The 20,343-nt window shown below is 59.4% G+C and carries 14 protein-coding genes; 3 read left to right on the top strand and 11 right to left on the bottom strand.

Annotation, left to right across the window (positions count from 1 at the left end):
* Positions 1–834, top strand: an 834-nt coding sequence (gene ypdA / locus HKN37_05520) for a YpdA family putative bacillithiol disulfide reductase (GenBank protein ID NNE46103.1), incomplete at its 5' end; no start/stop codon positions are given.
* A gap of 17 nt (positions 835–851) precedes the next feature.
* On the opposite strand, the gene HKN37_05515 is transcribed toward ypdA, so the two are convergent.
* From HKN37_05515 to HKN37_05475, 9 genes are all read right to left on the bottom strand, one after another.
* Positions 852–3,023, bottom strand: coding sequence for a tetratricopeptide repeat protein (locus HKN37_05515; protein ID NNE46102.1), 2,172 nt, complete (start codon positions 3,021–3,023; stop codon positions 852–854).
* A 153-nt stretch (positions 3,024–3,176) separates the two neighbouring features.
* Positions 3,177–4,214, bottom strand: coding sequence for a PorV/PorQ family protein (locus tag HKN37_05510; GenBank protein ID NNE46101.1), 1,038 nt, complete (start codon positions 4,212–4,214; stop codon positions 3,177–3,179).
* Positions 4,215–4,280: 66 nt separating this feature from the next.
* On the bottom strand, positions 4,281–7,637 hold the full coding sequence (locus HKN37_05505) for a T9SS type A sorting domain-containing protein (GenBank protein ID NNE46100.1): 3,357 nt from the start codon (positions 7,635–7,637) through the stop codon (positions 4,281–4,283).
* An 85-nt stretch (positions 7,638–7,722) separates the two neighbouring features.
* On the bottom strand, positions 7,723–11,184 hold the full coding sequence (locus HKN37_05500) for a TonB-dependent receptor (GenBank protein ID NNE46099.1): 3,462 nt from the start codon (positions 11,182–11,184) through the stop codon (positions 7,723–7,725).
* Between the two features lie 411 nt (positions 11,185–11,595).
* Positions 11,596–13,185 carry a phosphoglycerate dehydrogenase gene (locus HKN37_05495; protein ID NNE46098.1) on the bottom strand — a complete coding sequence of 530 codons (1,590 nt, stop codon included), beginning with the start codon at positions 13,183–13,185 and terminating at the stop codon, positions 11,596–11,598.
* A gap of 139 nt (positions 13,186–13,324) precedes the next feature.
* Positions 13,325–13,921, bottom strand: a complete 597-nt coding sequence (locus tag HKN37_05490) for a YihA family ribosome biogenesis GTP-binding protein (GenBank protein ID NNE46097.1) — start codon at positions 13,919–13,921, stop codon at positions 13,325–13,327.
* A 71-nt stretch (positions 13,922–13,992) separates the two neighbouring features.
* A complete protein-coding gene (sucD, locus tag HKN37_05485) occupies positions 13,993–14,868 on the bottom strand; it encodes a succinate--CoA ligase subunit alpha (GenBank protein NNE46096.1) in 876 nt (291 codons plus the stop codon).
* A 20-nt stretch (positions 14,869–14,888) separates the two neighbouring features.
* Positions 14,889–16,352 (bottom strand): Asp-tRNA(Asn)/Glu-tRNA(Gln) amidotransferase subunit GatA, encoded by a 1,464-nt coding sequence (gene gatA, locus HKN37_05480; GenBank protein ID NNE46095.1) that lies wholly within the window; start codon positions 16,350–16,352, stop codon positions 14,889–14,891.
* 29 nt (positions 16,353–16,381) lie between these two features.
* Positions 16,382–16,648, bottom strand: a complete 267-nt coding sequence (locus HKN37_05475; GenBank protein ID NNE46094.1) for a twin-arginine translocase TatA/TatE family subunit — start codon at positions 16,646–16,648, stop codon at positions 16,382–16,384.
* A 224-nt stretch (positions 16,649–16,872) separates the two neighbouring features.
* Between HKN37_05475 and add the strand changes: the two genes are divergently transcribed.
* Positions 16,873–17,958, top strand: coding sequence for an adenosine deaminase (add, locus tag HKN37_05470; protein ID NNE46093.1), 1,086 nt, complete (start codon positions 16,873–16,875; stop codon positions 17,956–17,958).
* Between the two features lie 52 nt (positions 17,959–18,010).
* The gene (gene aroA / locus HKN37_05465) at positions 18,011–19,294 is read left to right on the top strand and encodes a 3-phosphoshikimate 1-carboxyvinyltransferase (protein NNE46092.1); all 1,284 of its coding nucleotides are present in this window, start codon (positions 18,011–18,013) and stop codon (positions 19,292–19,294) included.
* Here aroA and HKN37_05460 read toward each other — a convergent pair whose 3' ends face one another.
* Positions 19,295–19,627 (bottom strand): MGMT family protein, encoded by a 333-nt coding sequence (locus tag HKN37_05460; protein NNE46091.1) that lies wholly within the window; start codon positions 19,625–19,627, stop codon positions 19,295–19,297.
* A gap of 8 nt (positions 19,628–19,635) precedes the next feature.
* The coding region (locus HKN37_05455) for a prohibitin family protein (GenBank protein ID NNE46090.1) at positions 19,636–20,343 on the bottom strand (708 nt) is incomplete at its 5' end.

Genomic DNA, 20,343 nt, shown 5'->3' with positions numbered 1-20,343 from the left:
TTCTCCACGCCCGATCTACTGGAGATCGGGGGGCATCCGTTTCCGACGCTTCGCTACAAACCCGTCAGAGAGGAAGCAATCGACTACTACAGTCGTGTGGCCTTTGCAGAAGGTGTAGATCTGGCGCTTTACGAAGAGGTTCGAGACATCCACGGCCGGGTCGGGGATTTCACCGTAGAAACATCTCGAAATCGATACCAGGTCCGGTTCATAGTTGTCGCGACTGGATTCTTCGATAAGCCAAAACTTCTCGAGGTGCCGGGAGAGGACCTGCCGAAAGTCTCGCATTTCTACAAGGAGCCCTTTGCGTATTCCGCGCAGGACGTTCTGATCGTCGGGGCCAAGAACTCGGCGGCCCGGGCCGCTCTCGATTGCTACCGACACGGGGCGAATGTCACACTGGCCGTGCGGGGTCCGGAAATCTCTCCGTCTGTGAAGTACTGGATCAAACCCGATCTCGAGAATCGGATTTCCGAAGGTTCGATCACGGCGTACTTCGACACGGAAGTCGTCCGCATCGATTCTGACACGGTCACGCTGCGCGAGTCAGGAACTGAAATCGTGATCAAGAACGATTGGGTACTCGCCATGACAGGATACGTACCCGACTATCGATTGCTCGACCAACTCCAGATAGGCTCACGCGAAGACGAGTCGCTGACGCCGATGTACGATTCGGATTCCTTCGAAACCGACCGCCCCGGTATCTACATCGCGGGCACCGTGTGCGGTGGACTGAATACGAGTCGGTGGTTCATAGAGAACGGTCGAGACCACGCGCGGCACATTGCGCGACACATCGACGAGCGCCGCCGCGCGGTGACATCGGAATAAGCGTCGACGGTAGTGCTCTACTCTGTGGCGGTCAGCACCTGCCTGGCGAGAGTACTGGATGGGTCTATTTCCAGAGCTCGCATGGCGATTGCCCGCGCGCGACCGGTATTGTCAGAGCGAAAATAGGCGAGGGCCAGATTGGCGAGACCGTCGACGAACGTGGAATCTGCGGCCACCGCACGATCGAGCAGTTCAACGGCCTCTTCCAGACGACCCTGATTCAGCCGGTAGGCGCCCAGGTTACCGAGCGCGTTCCGGTCTCCCGGTGCCACGTTGACCGCCCGCACGAAGAGCACTTCGGCCGCAGCATCGTTTCCGTCCATCGCATTGAGCGCGGCCAGATTGCCCATCGCATCCGTGTAGAGGGGATCAAGCCGCAGCGTCTCTCTGAAGGTGGCCGCGGCCGCCTCCAGGTCTCCCGTGGCAAGCTGCAGGGTGCCGAGGTTGTGCCATGCGACGGTGAGCCACGGGTTTTCATCGATGGCCAGTTTGTACTGCGCTTCCGCATCCGCGAATCTCTCCTGTGCCTGCAGAAACCGTCCGTAGTTCACGCGGATGTCTGTTGATGCCGGTTGGACCGTAAGCGCCCGACGATACAGGCGGCCAATGGTGATCGCGGACCGGCCGGCAGACTCGTAGACCTGAGCCAACGCGTTCAAACGCTCAGGATCGTTCGGGGCCCGGCGCACCGCCGTCTCGAGAAACGGAATGGCTGCCTCCGCATCTCCCAGCGCATGACTCCCCAGCCCAGCGAGGAAATGCGCTTCGCCCCGGGTCGTGTCCGTTTCGAGTATGGCCGTCAGTGCCTCGGTGCCTTTACGGATCAGATCGCTGCGCCCCGTCTGCCGGCCGTAAATAACGAGCGCCATGTTCTCGTAGACCGATCCGTCCGCGGACTCTCGATCCCGATCGAAGTACGGCCGAAGCTCGATCGCCGGGTCACCTGTCTGTGTCTCGGGACGTTGGTCCGGCCGCACCACGCGGATCTTGTGATCCGTGAAACTTGCGTGGGGCGCATCCTCGGCTTCGACCTTCGGCATATGGCAATCGATACAGTTCGAGTTCGCCTCGTGACTGGACGCAACATCAACATTCGATAGCTGCGAACGCAGGGCTTCAATGGCATGACATCCGATGCACGATTCATTGAAGTAGTCCGGACCAAGATCGCGGAAGCCCGCGTGCGGGTCGTGGCAGGTCGTGCATTCGAGGGGCGCGGATGTCCCGGATGTTGCCAGGAAGCACACACTCTGCCGCATGCGGTCGGCATGCGATATGACATCTATTTGTTCGTCGGACCCGTCCTTCTGCAAAGCGAACAGCGAGACGTGAGATGCCAGGGAATGTGAAGGGCGAAACCCGAATGGTTCTTCTCCGTCCCGCAGCATTGATACGGTCGTGTGCAGATGGCATTGCTGGCACACATCCAGACGCAGATCGATCGTAAGGTGAGCCGGATTTACGATACTGTCATCGATTTCGGATGCCGGCTCGGGCACTTCAAGCCGCTCTTCAACATGCAACGCACCGGGTCCGTGACAGCGCTCGCATCCGATTCCATTTGGGACCCGGGCATACTTACCCTCGACGAAGGGCACGGCCTCCGGGTAGCTATTATGGCACGCCATGCAGCGGTCCGGCACCAGGCGAGAGAACCGGTGATTAACCACGCTATAGCCGGGACTGAAGTCCCATCGTCGCTTCTGCGTATACCACGTCAGCGGCAGTTGATGTAGACGTCCGTTGTTATCTGTCAGGTAGGTGCGCGCGGCATTGCCACTTCCAACTACGTAGTCCATGCGACGACGAAGAACGTTCTCGCGACTGCCATCAGGTCCGATCCGGTATTCCTCCTGATAGAGGTGGTCCTCGATTTCCAGTATCGAATAGACCAGATCGGAATTCGGATCCTGGATGACCACATCGCTGATTTGTTCGACGCGATTCTCCGCGGTCAGCGGATAGTACGAGCGGGCCATTCCGTGATCCTGGTACCCCGTGTACTCGGATTCATGGCAGTCGAAGCAGGCTTCATCGCCGACGAAAGCTACTCCCTCCACGACGTTGCGAAACGCAGGTCCTGGATCGTGCTCCGGCTCCGGGCCGGCATGCTGCTTCGAGCATCCCATCGAGGCGGTGAGGAGGATGCCAACAGCCAGAAATCGTATGTCGTGCCGGATAGACGGCATACGGACGGACGGACATTTTGACCGGCAGTCGGACCGAAGAGTGTGAGCCCGGGTCGGTCGGGTCAGCACCATGGCCGCGTAGCCGATTTTGGCAAAAAAAGAAAAGGGGCGAGCAACCGAAGCCGCCCGCCCCTTTCTCCTATTCTGGACCGTCTAGAGGGTCACCTGCACGGTGAACATCTGGACTGCGTCGAAGAATTCAGCTCCGCTGTACGAATAGTCGAAGCTTGCGCTGCGGCCCGAGAACTCGAAGTTCAGGCCTGCGCCGACGCTCCAACCGTCGAATGCGGTCTGGTCCATGTCTTCCTGCAGCTCGTAGGCACCACGCACATACAGGATGTCGCGGAAGCCAAGCTCGAGCCCGCCGGAGAACTGGTCCTGCGCGAAGCTATTTGAGCGATAGTTGCCGAGCAGTCCGACGTTAACATCCTGAGCCAGCTCCCGCGTGTACGACACGCCGAAGTTCAGGATTGCCGGAAGCTCGAAGCCCTCGGCCTCGATCGTAACGGCTTGCGTCGTTGCGTTCGATGGCGCGCCGGGCAGAACTACCTGCTGCGTGAGACCATCTCCGGAGTAGGTCATCTGAGGACCGAAGTTCTTCAGAGCCACACCGAAGCGGAGTCCCGTTTCGCCTACCGTGTATGACATACCTGCGTCGATGGCGATTCCCGTCGCGGACACCAGTTCGATGTCCTCGTTGAGAATCTTCAGGGTCGCACCGGCGGCGATGCGGTCCGTGAGCTGTCGCGCATACGACAGGCCGAATTGCAGGAATTGAGGTGAGAACGTGAAGTCGGAGACCTCCGGGAGGTCTTCGGTTGTCCTCGGTATCTCACCGAAATCCCACGCAGTCACGACGAGGGCTACGTTTCCGCTTCCGACGCGCTGGGCAACACCGAACGTGTTTACGCCGATGTCGGCGAAGTACTGCATGTTGCTGAACATGACGTTAGTGCCTGTATTCAGCATCAGTGCCGACGGGTTGCTGTACAGCGCTTCGAGACCGGACATCGTAGCCGAGCCACCCGTCGCTGTATTCCCGAGCGACGCAGTTTGCGCAGTCACGGGCAACAGCAGATAGGTGGCACCCGCGGTACCACGCCGATCTGCCCCCTGACCGAGCACATCCGAAGCGCTAAAGCCCAGGAGGATGGCTGCGAGGCCGATATAAGTGACGATTCTAGTTCGCATAGTTAGAAACCTCCAGAGTTTCAACATTGAGCAAGAGACGTTTGACATTTGGGTCATCCTCCTGGCTTACAGCTCGTTGAGCTGTACGCGCTTCTTGACTACCGCAAATTTCAGTACACGCTCGCCGTATGTGGCGCCCGTGTCGTCCTTTGCATCAACATGAATGAGGTACATGCCGCTCGCGATGGGCAGTCCTTCTTCGGTGTTCAGATCCCAGTTCAGGAACCGAGCTTCGCTGCTCTTCTCGAGGGTACGAATCAACGTACCGTTCAACGTGAAGATGCGAATCGTCGCGCGCGACGGAAGGTTCGTGATCCGGGTCACATCGACGACTCGAGCGACCTCGTAGTCCGATGCACCCAGGTAGGGGTTCGGAACAATCGAGATAGCGTCGAGGGCCTCTTCTCGCGTTGTAGCATCGCCCGAGACGGCACCGAAGCCATCGGTTGATACTTCGTACGTGTCACCCACGAGGAGCGGCTTCGTCGTGTAGAACCGGACGACTGTGCCGAAGTTCGGATGCGGAGGATCCTGCGCTGCGTCTCCGAAGAAGACCATACGCTGAATCGGTCGACCGCGGCCGAAGTCAATCTCATCCTCGATGGCGCCATTGGTCAGGTCATACGCGTTCGGGCAGCGGTTCGGGTCTGCCTCCACGAGTGGCCCGACTGCCGCCTCCCACGATGCGTATCCGTTGGTTGCGTAGTAGGCGTAGACTCGCATCGTACTGCCGGAGAAGACACCAAACGCACCCGGTACCGCCGCATCGTACACAAACTCACATTCAGTGGTCCTGCCACCGAGGAAGTGGTTCGGGATCATCTGGACGTCGTCGGCTGGATCGTTCGGATTGACATTGGTACCTGTGTAGGTCGGGCCAATGTCCCAGACTTCGAACGGAACCCATATGGCGTTCCCCGTCGTGAACGGGTGGTACGCATACGAGCCTGTCTCCGTGAAGCGGATCTCGTAGTCCTGCGGCGCATAGCTGTCGATGACGCCTTCGGTACCGGTTCCCTCGTGGTACATGATGTAGTCACCACCACCGTTGAAGGACGGATACAGGAAGTTGCCGCCGACTTCGTTGCAACCGAAGGTCGATCCGGCATCGGGGCCGCATGGATCTACTGGACCCGCCACCTCCACAAACATGATCGATCCGTCGACAACCAGTTCGGCCGGTTCGGGACCTGTCACGGTGAAGGACACGCCGTCCGCTGCAAAGGTCGCGGCCGAGAACGGCGCGACATTCCCGCTGCTCGCGTACTGGGCTTCCGCGTCAAAGAGCGTTGCCCCGGTCGTCGCGTTACGAAGGTTGAACGCCTTGACCGCATCCTCTCCTCCAACTTCAACGATGTCGACAGCGTACGTATCTCCGGTTACCTGTGTCGGATCGAAGATCTCAGCGCGGACTCCCTGTATACCTGCCGCATCGAAGGCTGCTCCACCACCGCCACCGGCCGTACGGTCAGTGACAAGCGTGGTACCCGGGTCAGCATTCAGGACGGTCCCGCCGTCTCTCGCAGCAAGGCGAGAAGGCGTGATCGTCGCGCGTGCAATCGGGCTCGGGAACCACTGCGGATTCGAGTTCGCGTTGTATGCGTAGGCCTGGACTCCGAAGAAGTACGTCTGATAGTTGATCAGATTCTGAACAAAGTGTGATTTCTTCACACCACTGTCAGTACCCGGAACCAGCAGCACCGTGTTGACGGCACCCGTGGCCGGATCGAGGACACCTTCCGTTACGTTGGTAACGTTGTTTCCGGCCTGGTCGTACACGGCAATGATCTGCCCGGTCTGGTCGGCTGCAGATGCATACTGGTACACGACATAGCCTTCGAAGGTATAGGTATCGTCATCCGGTTCCGCCACGATCAGGTTGATACTCGGTTCGTCGTAGGAGTCGAGGAAGTTGTTGTCGCTGGAGTTGTAGGACCAGGACAGAATAACACCCTCGTCAACCTCGGTGGTTGCGAGACGCGGTTGATCCGGAGGAGGCGGCACATCGAAGCCGAGGTCGAAAGCAGTCTGCGCTTTCGAATCATCCTGCTTCATCAACGCGACGGATGAGAACCGGTCTCCTCCCTGCGCCCACACGATTCCGAACACGACGTCCTGCTCGTCACCGGGCAGCATTGTGAACGGTCCCGCGGACTGCAGGAATCGACGGTCGTCGGGATTATTTCTCGTTCCGGCGCCATCGATGTTGTCCTCGCTCCAGTAGTTGCCCGGAGTAGCAGGGAACATGTAGTTCGTCGGGATTGTCGAGAACCCGCGGCCGGAACCACCTTCCGTGATCCCCTGGCCGTCTCTCCACTGTCCCGCGAGGTACTGGTAGTATTCCTCTGCGGTATTCGGATTACCCTGCTCCGTGCCGTCGTTGTTGTAGTAGACGAATTTCGCCATGGCGACGCGCTCGCCTTCTTCGTCGACGACGCCATCCCGGTTGTTATCACGTCCGTCGTTGTCGACAAGTGGACCCTGGAAGAAGTCGTATGCGAGAGCGGGCGGGCGGGAGCCGTAGCCTGAGCTGCCGCCGTCGAAGTTATCGCCATTCATGACGTATCCGATACCCAGCAACGAGTCACTTCCAACGTAGTCATCTCCGGAATCTCCAAGGTCCGGGTCTGACCAGAGGCCGATGTACACGTCCGTCAAGGGATCCGAGCCCTTATAGATGAACTTGTACTTGTAGAAGGTCGAGTTGCCGAGGGCACCTGCCTGGTTGAAGGAGAACGCGAGAGCCTGGATTTCAAGACCCATCGGCGGCGTTTCCGTCGTGAGGTGGAGGTTACCCGCGTCGTTCATGACCCACCAGATTGACTGGTCGCCCAGGATTGCGGGAAGGTCTCCACCATCCAGGTTGTAGTTGTCCGGGTTGCCATCGCCATCGGTAACCGGGGCGCCGAGATCGGCCGGCCAGTCGGTCATGTCTGGCGTGGCTACGCCCGTGTCCTGGAAGTTCTTGATGTTCTCTCGACTGACGCGATACATCCGGTCGAACACGCCGCAATCTGCCGGCGGCTGCGCGGCAGCGTCCAGCGGACCCGGCCAGAATTCCCAGTCCGAGTACGTAGCGGCAGCTGTGCGCAGTTCGCCGTCAGCAAGTCCGCCAACCCAGATACCCGATGCGAAGATCGCGTTCTGGCCACTTCCTTTTGGGACCTCATAGATCGGGCTTCCGCCGATCCAGAAGAGGCCGCCGTTGTTGTAAAGCCGTGCTCTGACGTTGTTCACGTCGAGCTCGGCCGAGGCACTCCCGAGGGCACAATCGCCGACCTTGCCGGCCGACTTTGCCATGAGCGCCGCCATGTCTGTGTTCTTGCGCTTCTTGTCCTTGTCCTTGTCTACGTCCGCGAACGCAGTCCCGGAAAGGATGAGCAGCGACAAGAGCAACATGCTGTATTTCCTGAAGAAAGGCATGTGCAACATCTCCATGTGTTGAATATCTCTATCTGTCGAATCTCGCTCTCCCGGCGCAACACCGGGAGAGCGGTCAGCGACGCAATTAGAAGTTCACTCTGACTCCGAGCCGGACACGACGCGGTACCGAGTAACGTACACCACCCGAATAGTGGTTTCCGCCCGTGCCGATGGGCGAATCTGTGTACGCCGCATAGTGGTCGACGAACGAGTCCCGGGCGAGTTGATCGCCGAGTGCCTGCGCTGCGTTATTCGCAACACCGATGCCGCCAGCGGTACTAAGGAACCCGTCTCTATTCGGAAGACCCGAGGCGCGATAGACGCCGAGCGTGTTGTCCTTGTCGAGCAGGTTTTCAATCCATACGAACGCGGTCAGAGCCGTGTTGTCGTTCAGGTTGAAGCGCCGATCGACACGGATATCAATGATGCTATACCACGGCAGCCTGCGGCCGTTGATGGAACCGTCGACGTTATCGGTAAACGATGACCAGATCTCACTGGGCGACAGCAGAGCCGTGTACGGCATGCCACTACCCAGCTGAGCTGATGCATTGAAACCGAAGTTCTGCAAGAAGGCCGTGTCACCGATCTTCGGACCCTCTCCCGCGCCGAGGCGGTAATCGAACGAGAGGTTCGCCGAATGCCGACGGTCGAAGCCGGCTGGCGAAATGAAGTTCGGGAAGTACAGACCATTCTGCAGCGTGCCACGCCACTGGATGATTCGCAGCGCCTGCGAGTCACTGCCGGTCGCATTCGCCAGCGAGAACGTGTAGTTCGCCCGAAGGGCAACACCGCTCGTTCTCCTGAGATCGAACTCGAGCTCGAGACCCTTTGTGGTCGCGAAGTCGACGTTCTGCACGTTACCGTATGAACCGACGCCAAGTCCGATCGCATTGATGTTCCGGATCTGGATCAGGTTCTTCTGCTGACGCATGAAGGCTGAGACCTGGAACGCAGCGCGTGAACCTAACGACTGGCGGAAGCCCAACTCGTACTGAACCGTCTTCTCAGGCTTCAAGTCCGGGTTGTTCAACCGCGACTGACCCGATATCTGGTCGTACGTCGAGAACGGAGCAAATGCCTGCTCGCGGGGACGCTGCGACGTGATATTGTAGCTCGCGAAGAACAACGCCTGGTTCGTTACCGGGAACGACACACCGATACGCGGCATCCAGGTGATCTCAGGTTCGTAGTCCTTGAAGATCGACGATGTCAGCTGCTGGTTGCCAACCTGACGCTGCGTGCCGAGGTTGTCGATCGTAGACAGGTTCGAATCCTGGCCGTCGGCATCGAAGAAGTCGCCGTCGATGTTACGATAACCGACGATCGCGCCGTTATCATTGAAATAGACTGCGAAGTCATCATCAATGTTATCCGGTATCGAGTACTCTCCGCCAACGAGTTCGCCGATAAGATCCGAGTCGCTTGCTCTGATGATCGGAGCGGGAGCGAACGGATCCTTCAGCACCAGCGTGTTGCTGTCGAAGATGTCTACGCGCAGGCCCAGGTTAATGACCAGGTCTCTGAACTCGATCTTGTCCTGGATGTAGCCGGCGTAGTAGATCGGCTTCCATGGCGCAACGTTGTGATTCGACTCAGCACTGGTGTCGAGGTATGAGTCGACGTTCTGGTCGTCCACTTCGTTTAGGCCGCGGAAATCGTATCCGTACCAGACGGCACGATCACGGAAGGCCTTGAACGGAAGGTTGCTGTAGGCTGTCGGCCCGATCAGGTTGCCTGAAGCATCGAATACCTCACTGGGGTCGAGGTTTTCGGCGCCACAGTTAGATGCAGTCACATCGTCACACACAAACCTGGACAATCCGTTGCCTGCTACACTGTAGAAACGGTTTGTCTGCTGCTCGAATTCGCCGCCGAACTCGATCTGGTGCACGCCTACCTGCGTCGTGGCGCTACCAGAGAACCGCAACTGCCGGCTATTGGTCTTGGTGAACGTCGCGGTACCAGCCGGGGGGCTGCCAAGCGGCGTCCAGAGGCTGACCACAGCGCTCGGGTTGAACAGCTGTCCGTCACGGAAACGGCGAACGTATGAGTCGGCCGAGCCATCCCCATCCGTATCAGCCAGTACCCGGTATGCGGCCAGCGTGCTGTTTCGAGGATCGTCGATGTCTCCGACCGCCAGCGCGTCGCTGACGTTGTTGCTAAAGCCACTCGGAGATACCCACGTCTTGTCGTCGGTGTAGTCGAACTGCAACTGATAGAACGTGTTGTCCGATACGCGGTGCGTCCACGTCGTGAACAGACGCAGGGTCCGGTCATCTCTCTGAGTGAACCGGTCCGTTGTCCCTCCACCATCAAGAGAAAGCCGATTGTACAGCGAACTCGTGAAGTTGTAGTCTTCGAACTTGTCTTCAGTGAACGACCCACCGGCACGAACGCTGATGGCTCTCGACGGCGTATACGTAAAGTTGCCGTTGAAGTCGTAGCGCTGGCGCGGCTCATTCTTCCCGTCGACGATGTTGAAGTCACTCGCGGTGACGACCTGGCCGGCGTCAATCGGAGTGCCGGTCGTCAGGTCAAATCCCTCCGGAATCGAGAGCAATTCGTCGAAGTCAGCGAAAGCGATGGTGTCCGGGAGATTCGCTGGCAGATTGAGGTAGCGAAGCTCGCCGTCGCCGTTCTCGATCTGCAGAACCTGTGGACTCGCCAGCAATGCGCCGAGCTGCTCATCACTGAGCTGCGGCGTATCCACGGCGAACGGCTGGGAATCGCTCTGGATGAGCGCCTCGCCCGACACGAAGAAGCTCAACTTGTTCTTGACGATCGGTCCGCCGACCGTACCCGAGAACAGGTTGTATCCCCAGGGGTCGAGGACCTCTGAGGTAATCGCTTCGAGGCTGCCGAAGAACTTTGGAGCACCCGACTTGGTGGTGATCGAGATGATACCGGACATCGCATCTCCGAACTTCGCCGGGATGGAACCGATCAACATCTCCTGCTCCTGAACAGCCTGCTGCGGGACGCCGAGGTTACCGATAACCTTCACGCCGTCGACAAAGAAGATCACCTGCTCGTCGCGGCCACCGCGAACGAAGAGAGAACCATCCGAGTCGTTAGAGACGACGCCGCCCTGCAGTGAGGCAACACGTCCAGCGCCTCGTACCGGTAGGTTTACGATCTCTTCTCCGGTCACCACCTTCGGAGCGCCGATGGCGTCCTTCTGGATGAGTGGCCGTTCGTACTCAACAACGATTTCGTCGAGTTCGACACCTGGAGAAAGACTGAAATTGATTTCGCGTGTATAGCCGGCATTGATTTCGACGCGCGATACCGTTTGCGTCCCATAGCCGACGAATGACGCCTGCACGTCGAACGTACCTACCGGCACACCGATGATAAAGTAGTTACCATCGATGTCCGAAATGGTACCGACCTGCGTACCTGCTAGCGCAATGCTGGCGCCGGGAAGGGGATCACCCGTCTCGGTGTCCAGAACCTGACCGGCAAGCTTGCCGGTGTTCTGACTAAGTGCCAACAAAGGTGTAGCGAGCAGCAAGAACACAAGCGTGCCCCATTTACGTAACATATGCTACCTCCCTCTTATACAGTGATGTGTGGCTCAAGGATAAGCTTCGGAACACTCCGGCCTCTATCCTAAGGTGTGAAAGTTCCAAGTTCGCGAACGAAGCCTGACCAAATCCATCTCCTCTTTCCAACAACGAATTGCCCGGGCGCACGACTGAAAGCAAAAAACCCTGCACGCTACCGCAACATATTCTGAACCACTTCGAATACGTGGTCGGCGGCGTGTATCGTATGAAACGGTGGGTCTGAAAAGCTGTAACTGTCGGCGATAAGGCTCTGGTGTGTGTGGCTTGGATAGTTTACATGACCGGTGTTGGACGCCAAATATAGAGGCACCCCCATCCTTTGTCAAGGGAATCACACATCGTCGCCATGGGGGCATCGATTATTACAGACCCGCATTTTTGCCCACTCACGCTCTGATCAGGCGGGGTTCCGTAACGTCTTTCAGGCCGCCGATCTTCTCCAGTACCGACGCCGGCACCTCGTCATCAAGGTCAATAACCGTCAAGGCCCGGGACGTTTCTGTGTCACGTCCGAGAGCCATGGCTGCAATATTGATGTTGGCCTCAGCCAGAATCGTCCCTACCGACGCCAGCACGCCCGGCCGGTCGACGTTGTGGTACACCAACATATAGCCGCCGGGGCGCACTTCGAGTCGAAAGTCGTCGATTCGGACCAGTCGCAGGTCATTCTCGCTAAACACCGTTCCGCCTACGCGAACTACCTGAGACCCCGACCTGAGCACGACGCCGACGAGGTTCGCATATCCGTCTCCGGAGGTCAGTAACTGCTCGTCGACCTGCAAGCCCATTTCTTCTGCCAGAAACGGTGCATTTACCAGGTTTACCGGTCCGCTTACAAGAGTCCCAAAGAGTCCTTTCAGCGCGGCGACCGACAGGACGTCGCCATTCTGTGAAGGCAGATCACCAAACAACTTTACGGTGACCCGGTCCACCTGTCCGTCACACAACTGGGCTGCAAAGCGTCCCAGCATATCGGCGAGGCGAACGTAGGGCCGGAGTTCCGGCCTCCCTGCACCCTTGATGGCCATCGCGTTCACCGCCACCGTCACCGGCTCCCCGCCAAGCGCTTTGGCCACCTGCTCGGTAACCTGAACCGCCACTTTCTCCTGCGCCTCTCCTGTAGAGGCTGCGATATGCGGCGTTGCGACCACTTTCGGGTGTCGTACGAGATCCCCGAGCCCCTCCGGCGGTGGTTCTGCCGAATACACGTCGAGCGCAGCTCCCGCGACCTTGCCGGACTCGATGGCTTCGAGCAGGTCCTTCTCGTCGACGATGCCGCCGCGCGCGCAATTCACGATGTACACGCCGTCTCGGCAACGGGCCAGAGTATCGCGGTTCAGCAGACCCCGCGTTGAATCCGAGAGCGGTGTATGGACGGTTATGACGTCGCTCTGCTCGAGAAGCTCTTCCAGTGAAACGAGCGTGACACCGATACGATCGGCCACCTCGCGCGAGAGTACGGGATCGTAACCGAGGACCTTCACACCGAATGATTTCATTCTCTGTGCCACCGCCTGGCCGATCTTCCCGACGCCGATGATACCCAGCGTCTTGCCATTCACCTCGGCGCCTTTGAAGGCCTTCTTGTTCCATTCGCCACCCTTGAGCGACGCGACCGCCTGCGGGATGCGGCGCACAGCAGACATCAGCATAGCACACGTGTGCTCGGCCGTGGAGATCGTGTTGCCGTCCGGAGCGTTGATCACGAGCACGCCGCGGCGAGTCGCTGCCTCAAGATCAATATTATCGACACCTACGCCTGCGCGGCCAATCACCTGCAAACGATCGGCCGCCTCGATGAGATCGGCCGTGATCTTGGTGCCACTGCGAACGATCCACGCATCGGCGGTCCTGGCGAGCTCAAGCAGCTCTTCGTGCGACTTCCCGACGTGCGTGTCGACCTGGTAGCCGCTGCCGGTGAGAATTTCAGCACAAACCGGATCGAGATTATCGGTTATCAGAACAGTGCCTTTCATAGCAATCACCTCCGCGCGGCGTGTTCGTGGCTGAGTCTTCGCAATGCGATGTGTACGCTAGAAATGTATGGACGGGACGCACAAGGCTCTCGTCGAGGCGGGGCCCATCAAGCATCTTCAGACAAAGTTCGTTCGTGCTCTACGGCGCGCCAGCGATAGACACTCCGATCCAGTCCAGAATCTCATCCCGACCCTCTTTGCGAAGGGACGAGGCCAGAACCAGCGGCAGTTCCAGGCCGCGCGCCAGAAGGTCCGTTTTCACGCGTTGTTGAGCTTTTTTGCGCTCATTCCCGGATAATTTGTCAGCCTTGGTCAGGACCACCACGACCGGCACTTCGCCGTTGCGGTACAGATCCAGCAGTTCGTCGTCTGCCTCCATCAAACTGTGTCGACTGTCGATCAGATGGAAAACGAGGCATAGCGTCTGCCGCGACTGGAGATACGAACGAATGTGGCGAGCCCAGCGTGTACGATCGGCACGGGACACGCGGGCGTAGCCGAGCCCCGGAAGGTCCACGAGATGAAATGCCTCGTTGACGAGATAGAAATTGAACTCTCTCGTCTTGCCGGGCGAACCGCTGGTGCGAGCGAGGCGGCGCCGGCCCAGAACCAGATTAATCAGCGAGCTCTTCCCGACGTTGGAGCGGCCTACAAACGCAACTTCGGGCTGCGTGGACGTCGGCAGCTGGGCGGGAGAAGCCACGCCGATGACGAAATCGGCCGAGTTAATCTCCATCACAGGATCAGGGTTGGCCACGAAGAGGCTTGAACCGATGTGCGAAGCGAAAGCGTACCGGGCAATACCGTTTACGCCGCCGCCATATGTTCGCGGACGGTGGCACCGATGAGAGCCGGATTCTTGACGATCACCGCACCCGCCTCGCCAAGCGCTTTGAATTTTTCCTCCGCGGTTCCCTTGCCGCCGGCGACGATCGCCCCTGCGTGGCCCATTCGCCTTCCGGGCGGCGCCGTGGCGCCTGCGATGAACACGAACACCGGCTTGGACATCTCGGCGGTGATATACTGGGCGGCTTCCTCCTCAGCTGTGCCGCCAATCTCGCCGATAAGCACGACGGCTTCGGTCTGAGGATCGGCCTGGAAGAGCTTCAAGGCATCGGTGAACCGCGTTCCAATGATCGGGTCGCCGCCGATGCCGACAGCCGTGCTCTGCCCGAATCCTTCACGCGTGAGCTGGTCTACTGCCTCGTAAGTGAGCGTGCCGGACCGTGACACGACGCCGATGGATCCTTCAGAGAAGATCATGGCAGGCATGATCCCGACCTTCCCGGCACCCGGTGTCAGGACTCCGGGACAGTTTGGACCGACGAGATGGGCCCCCTTCCGCTTGACGAAATGATAAACGTCGATCATGTCGGCGGTCGGAATACCCTCCGTAATGCAGACGATGACCTTGATTCCGGCGTCGGCGGCTTCCAGAACGGCGTCCGCAGCAAAGGGCGGCGGCACGAAGATCACCGACGTGTTGGCCCCCTCATCCCGGACCGACTCGGCGACCGTATTGAACACCGGCCGATCGAGATGGCGCGTTCCACCCTTGCCGGGCGTGACGCCCCCGATCAGACGTGTGCCGTACTCGATCATCTGCTCGGAGTGGAAGGTGCCCTCCCGACCGGTGAATCCCTGCACGACGAGACGCGTGTCCTTGTCAACCAGAATGCTCATTCTTAACCGTGTTTATGGTACTAGACGGACGAGGAGTGGACGCGATCCATCAGAAAATGTCCGGCGGCCAGAATACTCGCCTCATCAAAATGCCGCCCGAGGAACTGAAGCCCGATCGGGAGCCCGCTGCTGTGCAGGCCAGCCGGCACGACAAGTCCGGGGATGCCCGCAAGATTCGCCGTAACGGTAAAAATGTCGCTGAGGTACATCTCGAGAGGGTCGTGCGCCTTGCTGCCCAGTTCGAACGCCGGTGTTGGCGTAGCCGGTGTCAAAAGTACATCCACCTGCTCGAACGCGCTATCGAAGTCACGTCGAATAAGGGCGCGCACGCGCTGCGCGCGGGCATAGTACGCATCGTAGTATCCTGAGGACAGGACGTAGGTGCCCAGCATGATTCTCCTCTTCACTTCGGCGCCGAAGCCTTCGGTTCGGGAGCGCGAGTACATGGCTGCGAGGTCGAAACTGGACTCTCGCCCGTCCGTCGGATTCTTTGCCGATCGGTAGCCATACCGGACGCCGTCGTACCGGGCGAGATTACTGGACGCTTCCGCTGTGGCCAGTACATAGTATGCTGCGATGCCGTAACTCGTATGCGGCAATGTCACTTCCCTGATCAGCGCGCCGCCGGATTCCAGTACGCCGAGTTGCTCTTCGAGACGGGCTCGAATTTCGGGATCGAGGCCTTCACCCATGAATTCGGAGGGCACACCCACGCGAAGGCCTTCAACGCCTCGCGTCACAGCGGGCGCGAAATCAGGGACATCCACGGGGGCGCTGGTGGAATCGGACGTGTCCACGCCCGCCATCACCGTCAGAGCCGCAGCAACGTCCTCGACCGAATTGGCCATCGGGCCGACGCTGTCGAGTGATGAAGCGTAGGCAACAAGGCCGTACCGGCTGATTCGACCATAGGTCGGCTTCAGCCCCACAACTCCGCAGAAGGCCGCCGGCTGCCGGATCGAGCCTCCGGTGTCCGAGCCCAGCGCGAGGTTACACATTCCGGCTGCTACGGCCGCCGCCGACCCCCCGGACGATCCGCCCGGCACACGATCCGGCGCAACCGGATTCCTGACCGGCCCGAAGTACGAGTTCTCGTTGGACGAGCCCATCGCAAACTCATCGCAATTCGCCTTGCCGATGACGACCGCCCCGGCCTCCTGCAGTCGCTGCACCGACGTCGCCGTATAGAGCGATCGGAAGCCCTCCAGGATGTGAGAGCCGCACGTCACAGGATCTCCTTCAATACAGAGCACATCCTTGACGGCTACCACGGCCCCGGCCATTGGCAAGGACTCCGCCGCTGCAAATCGACTGTCAACGGTCCGCGCTGCATGGACGGCCTGCTCACCGCTGACAGAAAGCAGTGCATTCAGATCGTCGTTCTTTTCGCCGACGACGTCGAGATATGACGAGACCAGCTGCTCACAACTGGTCTCGCCCGCCAACAACCGCCGGCGGTCATCAACAAATGTTGATCGATTCATCTTGCGGACACTCCCCGGGGATCGGATCGCTAGCTCTGCGCCGCGGATTCATCGCGTTCGGGGGTCGCCGTATCCTGTCGTGGAGCGGGTGTGCCCTGCGCCGGAGGACGTGGTGTGTGTATCCGGTTCTCTTTGTCGTCCAGCGTCAGCTCATTGCTGATGTCGCGAGTTGCGGAGCGAAATTCCTTGATTCCCTTGCCCATTCCCCGAGCAATCTCGGGAATACGCTTGGCCCCGAAAATCAGCAGAATGGCCAGAAAGATCAGTAGAATCTCCATTGGGCCTAGACTACCCATATAAACACCTCGCGTTGGTTGGGATGATGCAGGCGGCGCACGCTGCGACCGCCGCTCCCGATTGAGAACGAAATCGCTTCGAAGTTACAAGACGCAAACAAAAGCAGCCACGAAAAGTAACGTGCGTGCCGCGATTGGAAACGAAGCCTCACTCTGCCTGTTCCTATCACGCGGCGCCGTTGCAAGGTCGGAAACAGCCCACTAACTTGATCAAGAAAGCAGTTATGGTCGACTCCCCTCCCCAATCCGCCGCCGTTCTCTCGCGGAACGATATTCTGGCGTGGCCCAAGGCAGATCTGCATTGCCACCTCGACGGGTCGATGCGCCTTTCCACATTACTCGAACTGGCCACCGAACAGGGCAAGCTCGACCTCCTTCCCGCATCGACCGAATCCGAACTCACGGAGATTCTCAAGACAATCGATGCCTCTGAGACTCTCGAGTCGTACCTCTCCTGGTTCCGCTACACGATACCGGTCATGCAGACGGCAGCAGCGCTGGAGCGAATCGCGTTCGAACTGGCGGAAGACAATGCGTCCGAGAACGTCCGGTATCTCGAAGTCCGGTTCGCCCCCATTCTGTGCACGCGTGAGAATCTGAGTCTCGAGAAAGTGCTCGAGGCCGTTCGAGCGGGCTTGCAGCGGGCAGAAGACAAGTATCCGATTATCGCTCGCATCGTCGTATGTGGCCTGAGAGATCGCATGGAAAGTGCGTCCCTGATGCAGGCGGAAATCGCGGTGAAGCTCCGCGACAAAGGAGTCGTGGCGTTCGACCTCGCAGGCGGCGAGGCAGGCAACCCTCCAAAACATCACCTTCATGCGTTCTATTACGCTCGCAATAATCTGCTGAACCTCACCGTTCACGCCGGCGAATCGTGGGGACCCGACTCGATTCGACAGGCGGTGTTCTATTGCGGCGCGCACCGGATTGGGCACGGAATCACTCTCGGGCAGGATCCCGAGTTGATGCAGTATTTCGTCGATCACCAGATCCCGCTCGAGCTCTGCCCGACAAGTAATGTCCAGACCAAGGTCGTCGCCTCATTTGAAGACCACCCGATCCGAGCCTTTGTTGACGCCGGGGTTCCGGTCACGGTCAACACGGACAACCGCCTTTTCAGTCGGACGACGGTGACGGACGAACTTCTGAAGGTTCATACGAGGTGTGGCGTGGGCGCAAAGGACCTGCGCGAGGTAGCACTCAACGGCTTCAGGTACGCGTTTCTCCACTGGGAGAGAAAGCAGGCCTTGCTGCGTGAGGTCACTCTCGATATGCCGATGGGACCATCGAGTCATTCCCCCGTCTGGTAGCGACGCCCGGCGAATCATATCGGCACCTCACAATGTGGCCTGCAGCCGGAACATGGATCAGCTAATACACAGAGCAACGCACGCTGTCGGGCGCGTCGATCTTCCCGGCGACAAGTCGATTGCCCACCGCGCCGCTATTCTGGCGGCGCTCGCAGATGGCACAAGCGAAATCGTCAACTTCCCGGACTCGCGAGATCCACAGAGCACGTTGAGTTGTCTGCGGCAGCTCGGCGTCCAGATCGATATCGAGGAAGCGTCGATGCGTGTGCATGGACGTGGATTGAGCGGCCTGCAGCCGAGTCAGGAACCGATAGACTGCGGCAATTCCGGCACAACCATGAGGTTGTTGACCGGTGTATTGGCGGGGCAGTCATTCGCGTCGACGCTGGTCGGCGACGCGTCGCTGTCCTCCAGGCCGATGGAACGTATCGCCGAACCGCTGCGACAGATGGGAGCCCGGATCGAGCTGACCGACGGGCACGCTCCGATTCACATCCTTCCCGCCGATGGGCCGCTGAAGCCGATCGAGTACCGCCTGCCTGTAGCGTCCGCTCAGGTCAAGTCGTGCACGCTTCTTGCCGGCCTGTACGCCGACGGCGAAACAACCGTGATTGAATCGAGGACGACCCGGGATCACACGGAGCGCATGCTGCGGCTGGAGATCCTTCATCTGGGCGACGAAGCGCACATCTCGGTCAGCGGTCATCGGGTGATTCCGGCTCAGGGCTGGGCCGTGCCGAGAGATTTCTCCGCGGCAGCGTTCTTCCTGGTCGCCGGTGCCGCCGTACCGAACGCGCAAATGACCATCGCCGGTGTGGGCCTGAACCCGACGCGTTCGGGAGCGCTGGACGTGCTCTCCGCCATGGGTGCGCGAATCGAGCGTTCGGATGAGCGCACGTTCGGTGGCGAGTTGATCGGAGACCTGCGAGTTCGCACCTCTCCGCTCACGAGCGTGAATATCACCGGAGTGCTCGTGCCCAATCTTATCGACGAGATACCGATTCTCGCCGTAGCGGCGACCGGCGCCCACGGCACCACCTCGATCCGCGATGCCGCCGAGTTGCGCGTGAAGGAGACAGACCGCGTAAAAGCGATGGTCACGAATCTCAGGAAGATGGGCGCCGACGTGGACGAACATGACGACGGTCTAACGATTCGCGGCGGAACGACGCTGCGCGGCGCGGAGGTCGATTCCTTCGGAGATCACCGTGTGGCCATGGCCATGGGTGTCGCCGGCTTGCTCGCAGAGGGCGAGACCACGATCCGAAATGCCAACTGTGCGAACATCTCGTTCCCGGGATTCTGGCAGCAGCTCAGACGACTGGCCGGCCAATAGCTACCCGGGCGCCGTCCCCGGTACCCAGAGATGCTCCTTCATGTCCACACAGCCCTCATCCGTGAACGTTACACCCTCGCTTCGCAGCAGATCCTCCATGATATGAGCACCCCCGAAGTGCCGGCTTCCCGACAGTGCTCCGAAGCGATTCACTACACGGTGGCATGGAAGACCCGTTTCGGCCGCCGCGTTCAGTGCCCATCCGACCGTTCGAGCCGCACTCTTCAGGCCAACATGCTCGGCGATATGTCCGTAGGTCGTGACCTTCCCGTGCGGAATCTGAGCCACTACGTCCCACACGCGATCGAAAAAATCTGAATCGCCGCCTCGCATTCCAGCTGTCAATTGCCTCCGAGTATCACGGGCAGACCACTCTCCCCTCCTCCCACGATCACGGTTTTCGTGTTCGGTGACTCGGCCAACTGCTGGGTGGCTTCGATACCCTTGAATCGAAGAAACGCCGGTGTGAGACTCTGCGTGATCAGCCGCTGGTACTCCGCCTGGCCACGCGCCTCGATTTCCTTCCGCTGCGCCTCTAAACGCTCCTTCTCGATCGTAAACTGGTAGCGCTCCGCTTCCTGCTCTTCCTTCAGCTTGTTCTCAATCGCAACACGGATCTGGTCAGGAAGTCGGATATCCCTGATGAGAACAGCCTGGATGTTGACGAAGTTGACTTCGGCACCCGACCGGACACGCTCGTAGATCAGCGACTGCAGTTCGGCCCGGCGGCTGGAGTACAACTCGTCCGGTGTGAACTGTCCCACGATTTCCCTGACCGCGGACCGGAGTTCCGGTTGCACGAGTTTGCGGTAGTAATCGACGCCGTATGTCGTGTGCAGCTGCGGAAGCGAGGATGCGTCGGGATTCCAGCGAATGGAAATATCCATACCGATGCTGAGTCCGTTTGACGAAAGCGCCTCCAGTACCTCCAGCTTCTCCTGAACCCGCACGTCGTAGCGTATCACCGTCACCCACGGCGGATAAATCTTGAGACCCTCACCGTACGAATACTCCAGGTCTGTGCCCCCCAGCTGGCTGTAGCGGACGCC

The organism is Rhodothermales bacterium, from assembly GCA_013002345.1.
In the GTDB taxonomy this organism is placed as follows: domain Bacteria; phylum Bacteroidota; class Rhodothermia; order Rhodothermales; family JABDKH01; genus JABDKH01.
This window is presented reverse-complemented; position numbering and strand designations above follow the sequence as displayed.

Coding starts and splice junctions, on each gene's coding strand:
- sucD (NNE46096.1), bottom strand. CDS start 14,868: ATGAGCATTCTGGTTGACAAGGACACGCGTCTCGTCGTGCAGGGATTC.
- gatA (NNE46095.1), bottom strand. CDS start 16,352: ATGAATCGATCAACATTTGTTGATGACCGCCGGCGGTTGTTGGCGGGC.
- HKN37_05500 (NNE46099.1), bottom strand. CDS start 11,184: ATGTTACGTAAATGGGGCACGCTTGTGTTCTTGCTGCTCGCTACACCT.
- HKN37_05475 (NNE46094.1), bottom strand. CDS start 16,648: ATGGGTAGTCTAGGCCCAATGGAGATTCTACTGATCTTTCTGGCCATT.
- HKN37_05510 (NNE46101.1), bottom strand. CDS start 4,214: ATGCGAACTAGAATCGTCACTTATATCGGCCTCGCAGCCATCCTCCTG.
- aroA (NNE46092.1), top strand. CDS start 18,011: ATGGATCAGCTAATACACAGAGCAACGCACGCTGTCGGGCGCGTCGAT.
- HKN37_05515 (NNE46102.1), bottom strand. CDS start 3,023: ATGCCGTCTATCCGGCACGACATACGATTTCTGGCTGTTGGCATCCTC.
- add (NNE46093.1), top strand. CDS start 16,873: ATGGTCGACTCCCCTCCCCAATCCGCCGCCGTTCTCTCGCGGAACGAT.
- HKN37_05495 (NNE46098.1), bottom strand. CDS start 13,185: ATGAAAGGCACTGTTCTGATAACCGATAATCTCGATCCGGTTTGTGCT.
- HKN37_05505 (NNE46100.1), bottom strand. CDS start 7,637: ATGCCTTTCTTCAGGAAATACAGCATGTTGCTCTTGTCGCTGCTCATC.
- HKN37_05490 (NNE46097.1), bottom strand. CDS start 13,921: ATGGAGATTAACTCGGCCGATTTCGTCATCGGCGTGGCTTCTCCCGCC.
- HKN37_05460 (NNE46091.1), bottom strand. CDS start 19,627: ATGCGAGGCGGCGATTCAGATTTTTTCGATCGCGTGTGGGACGTAGTG.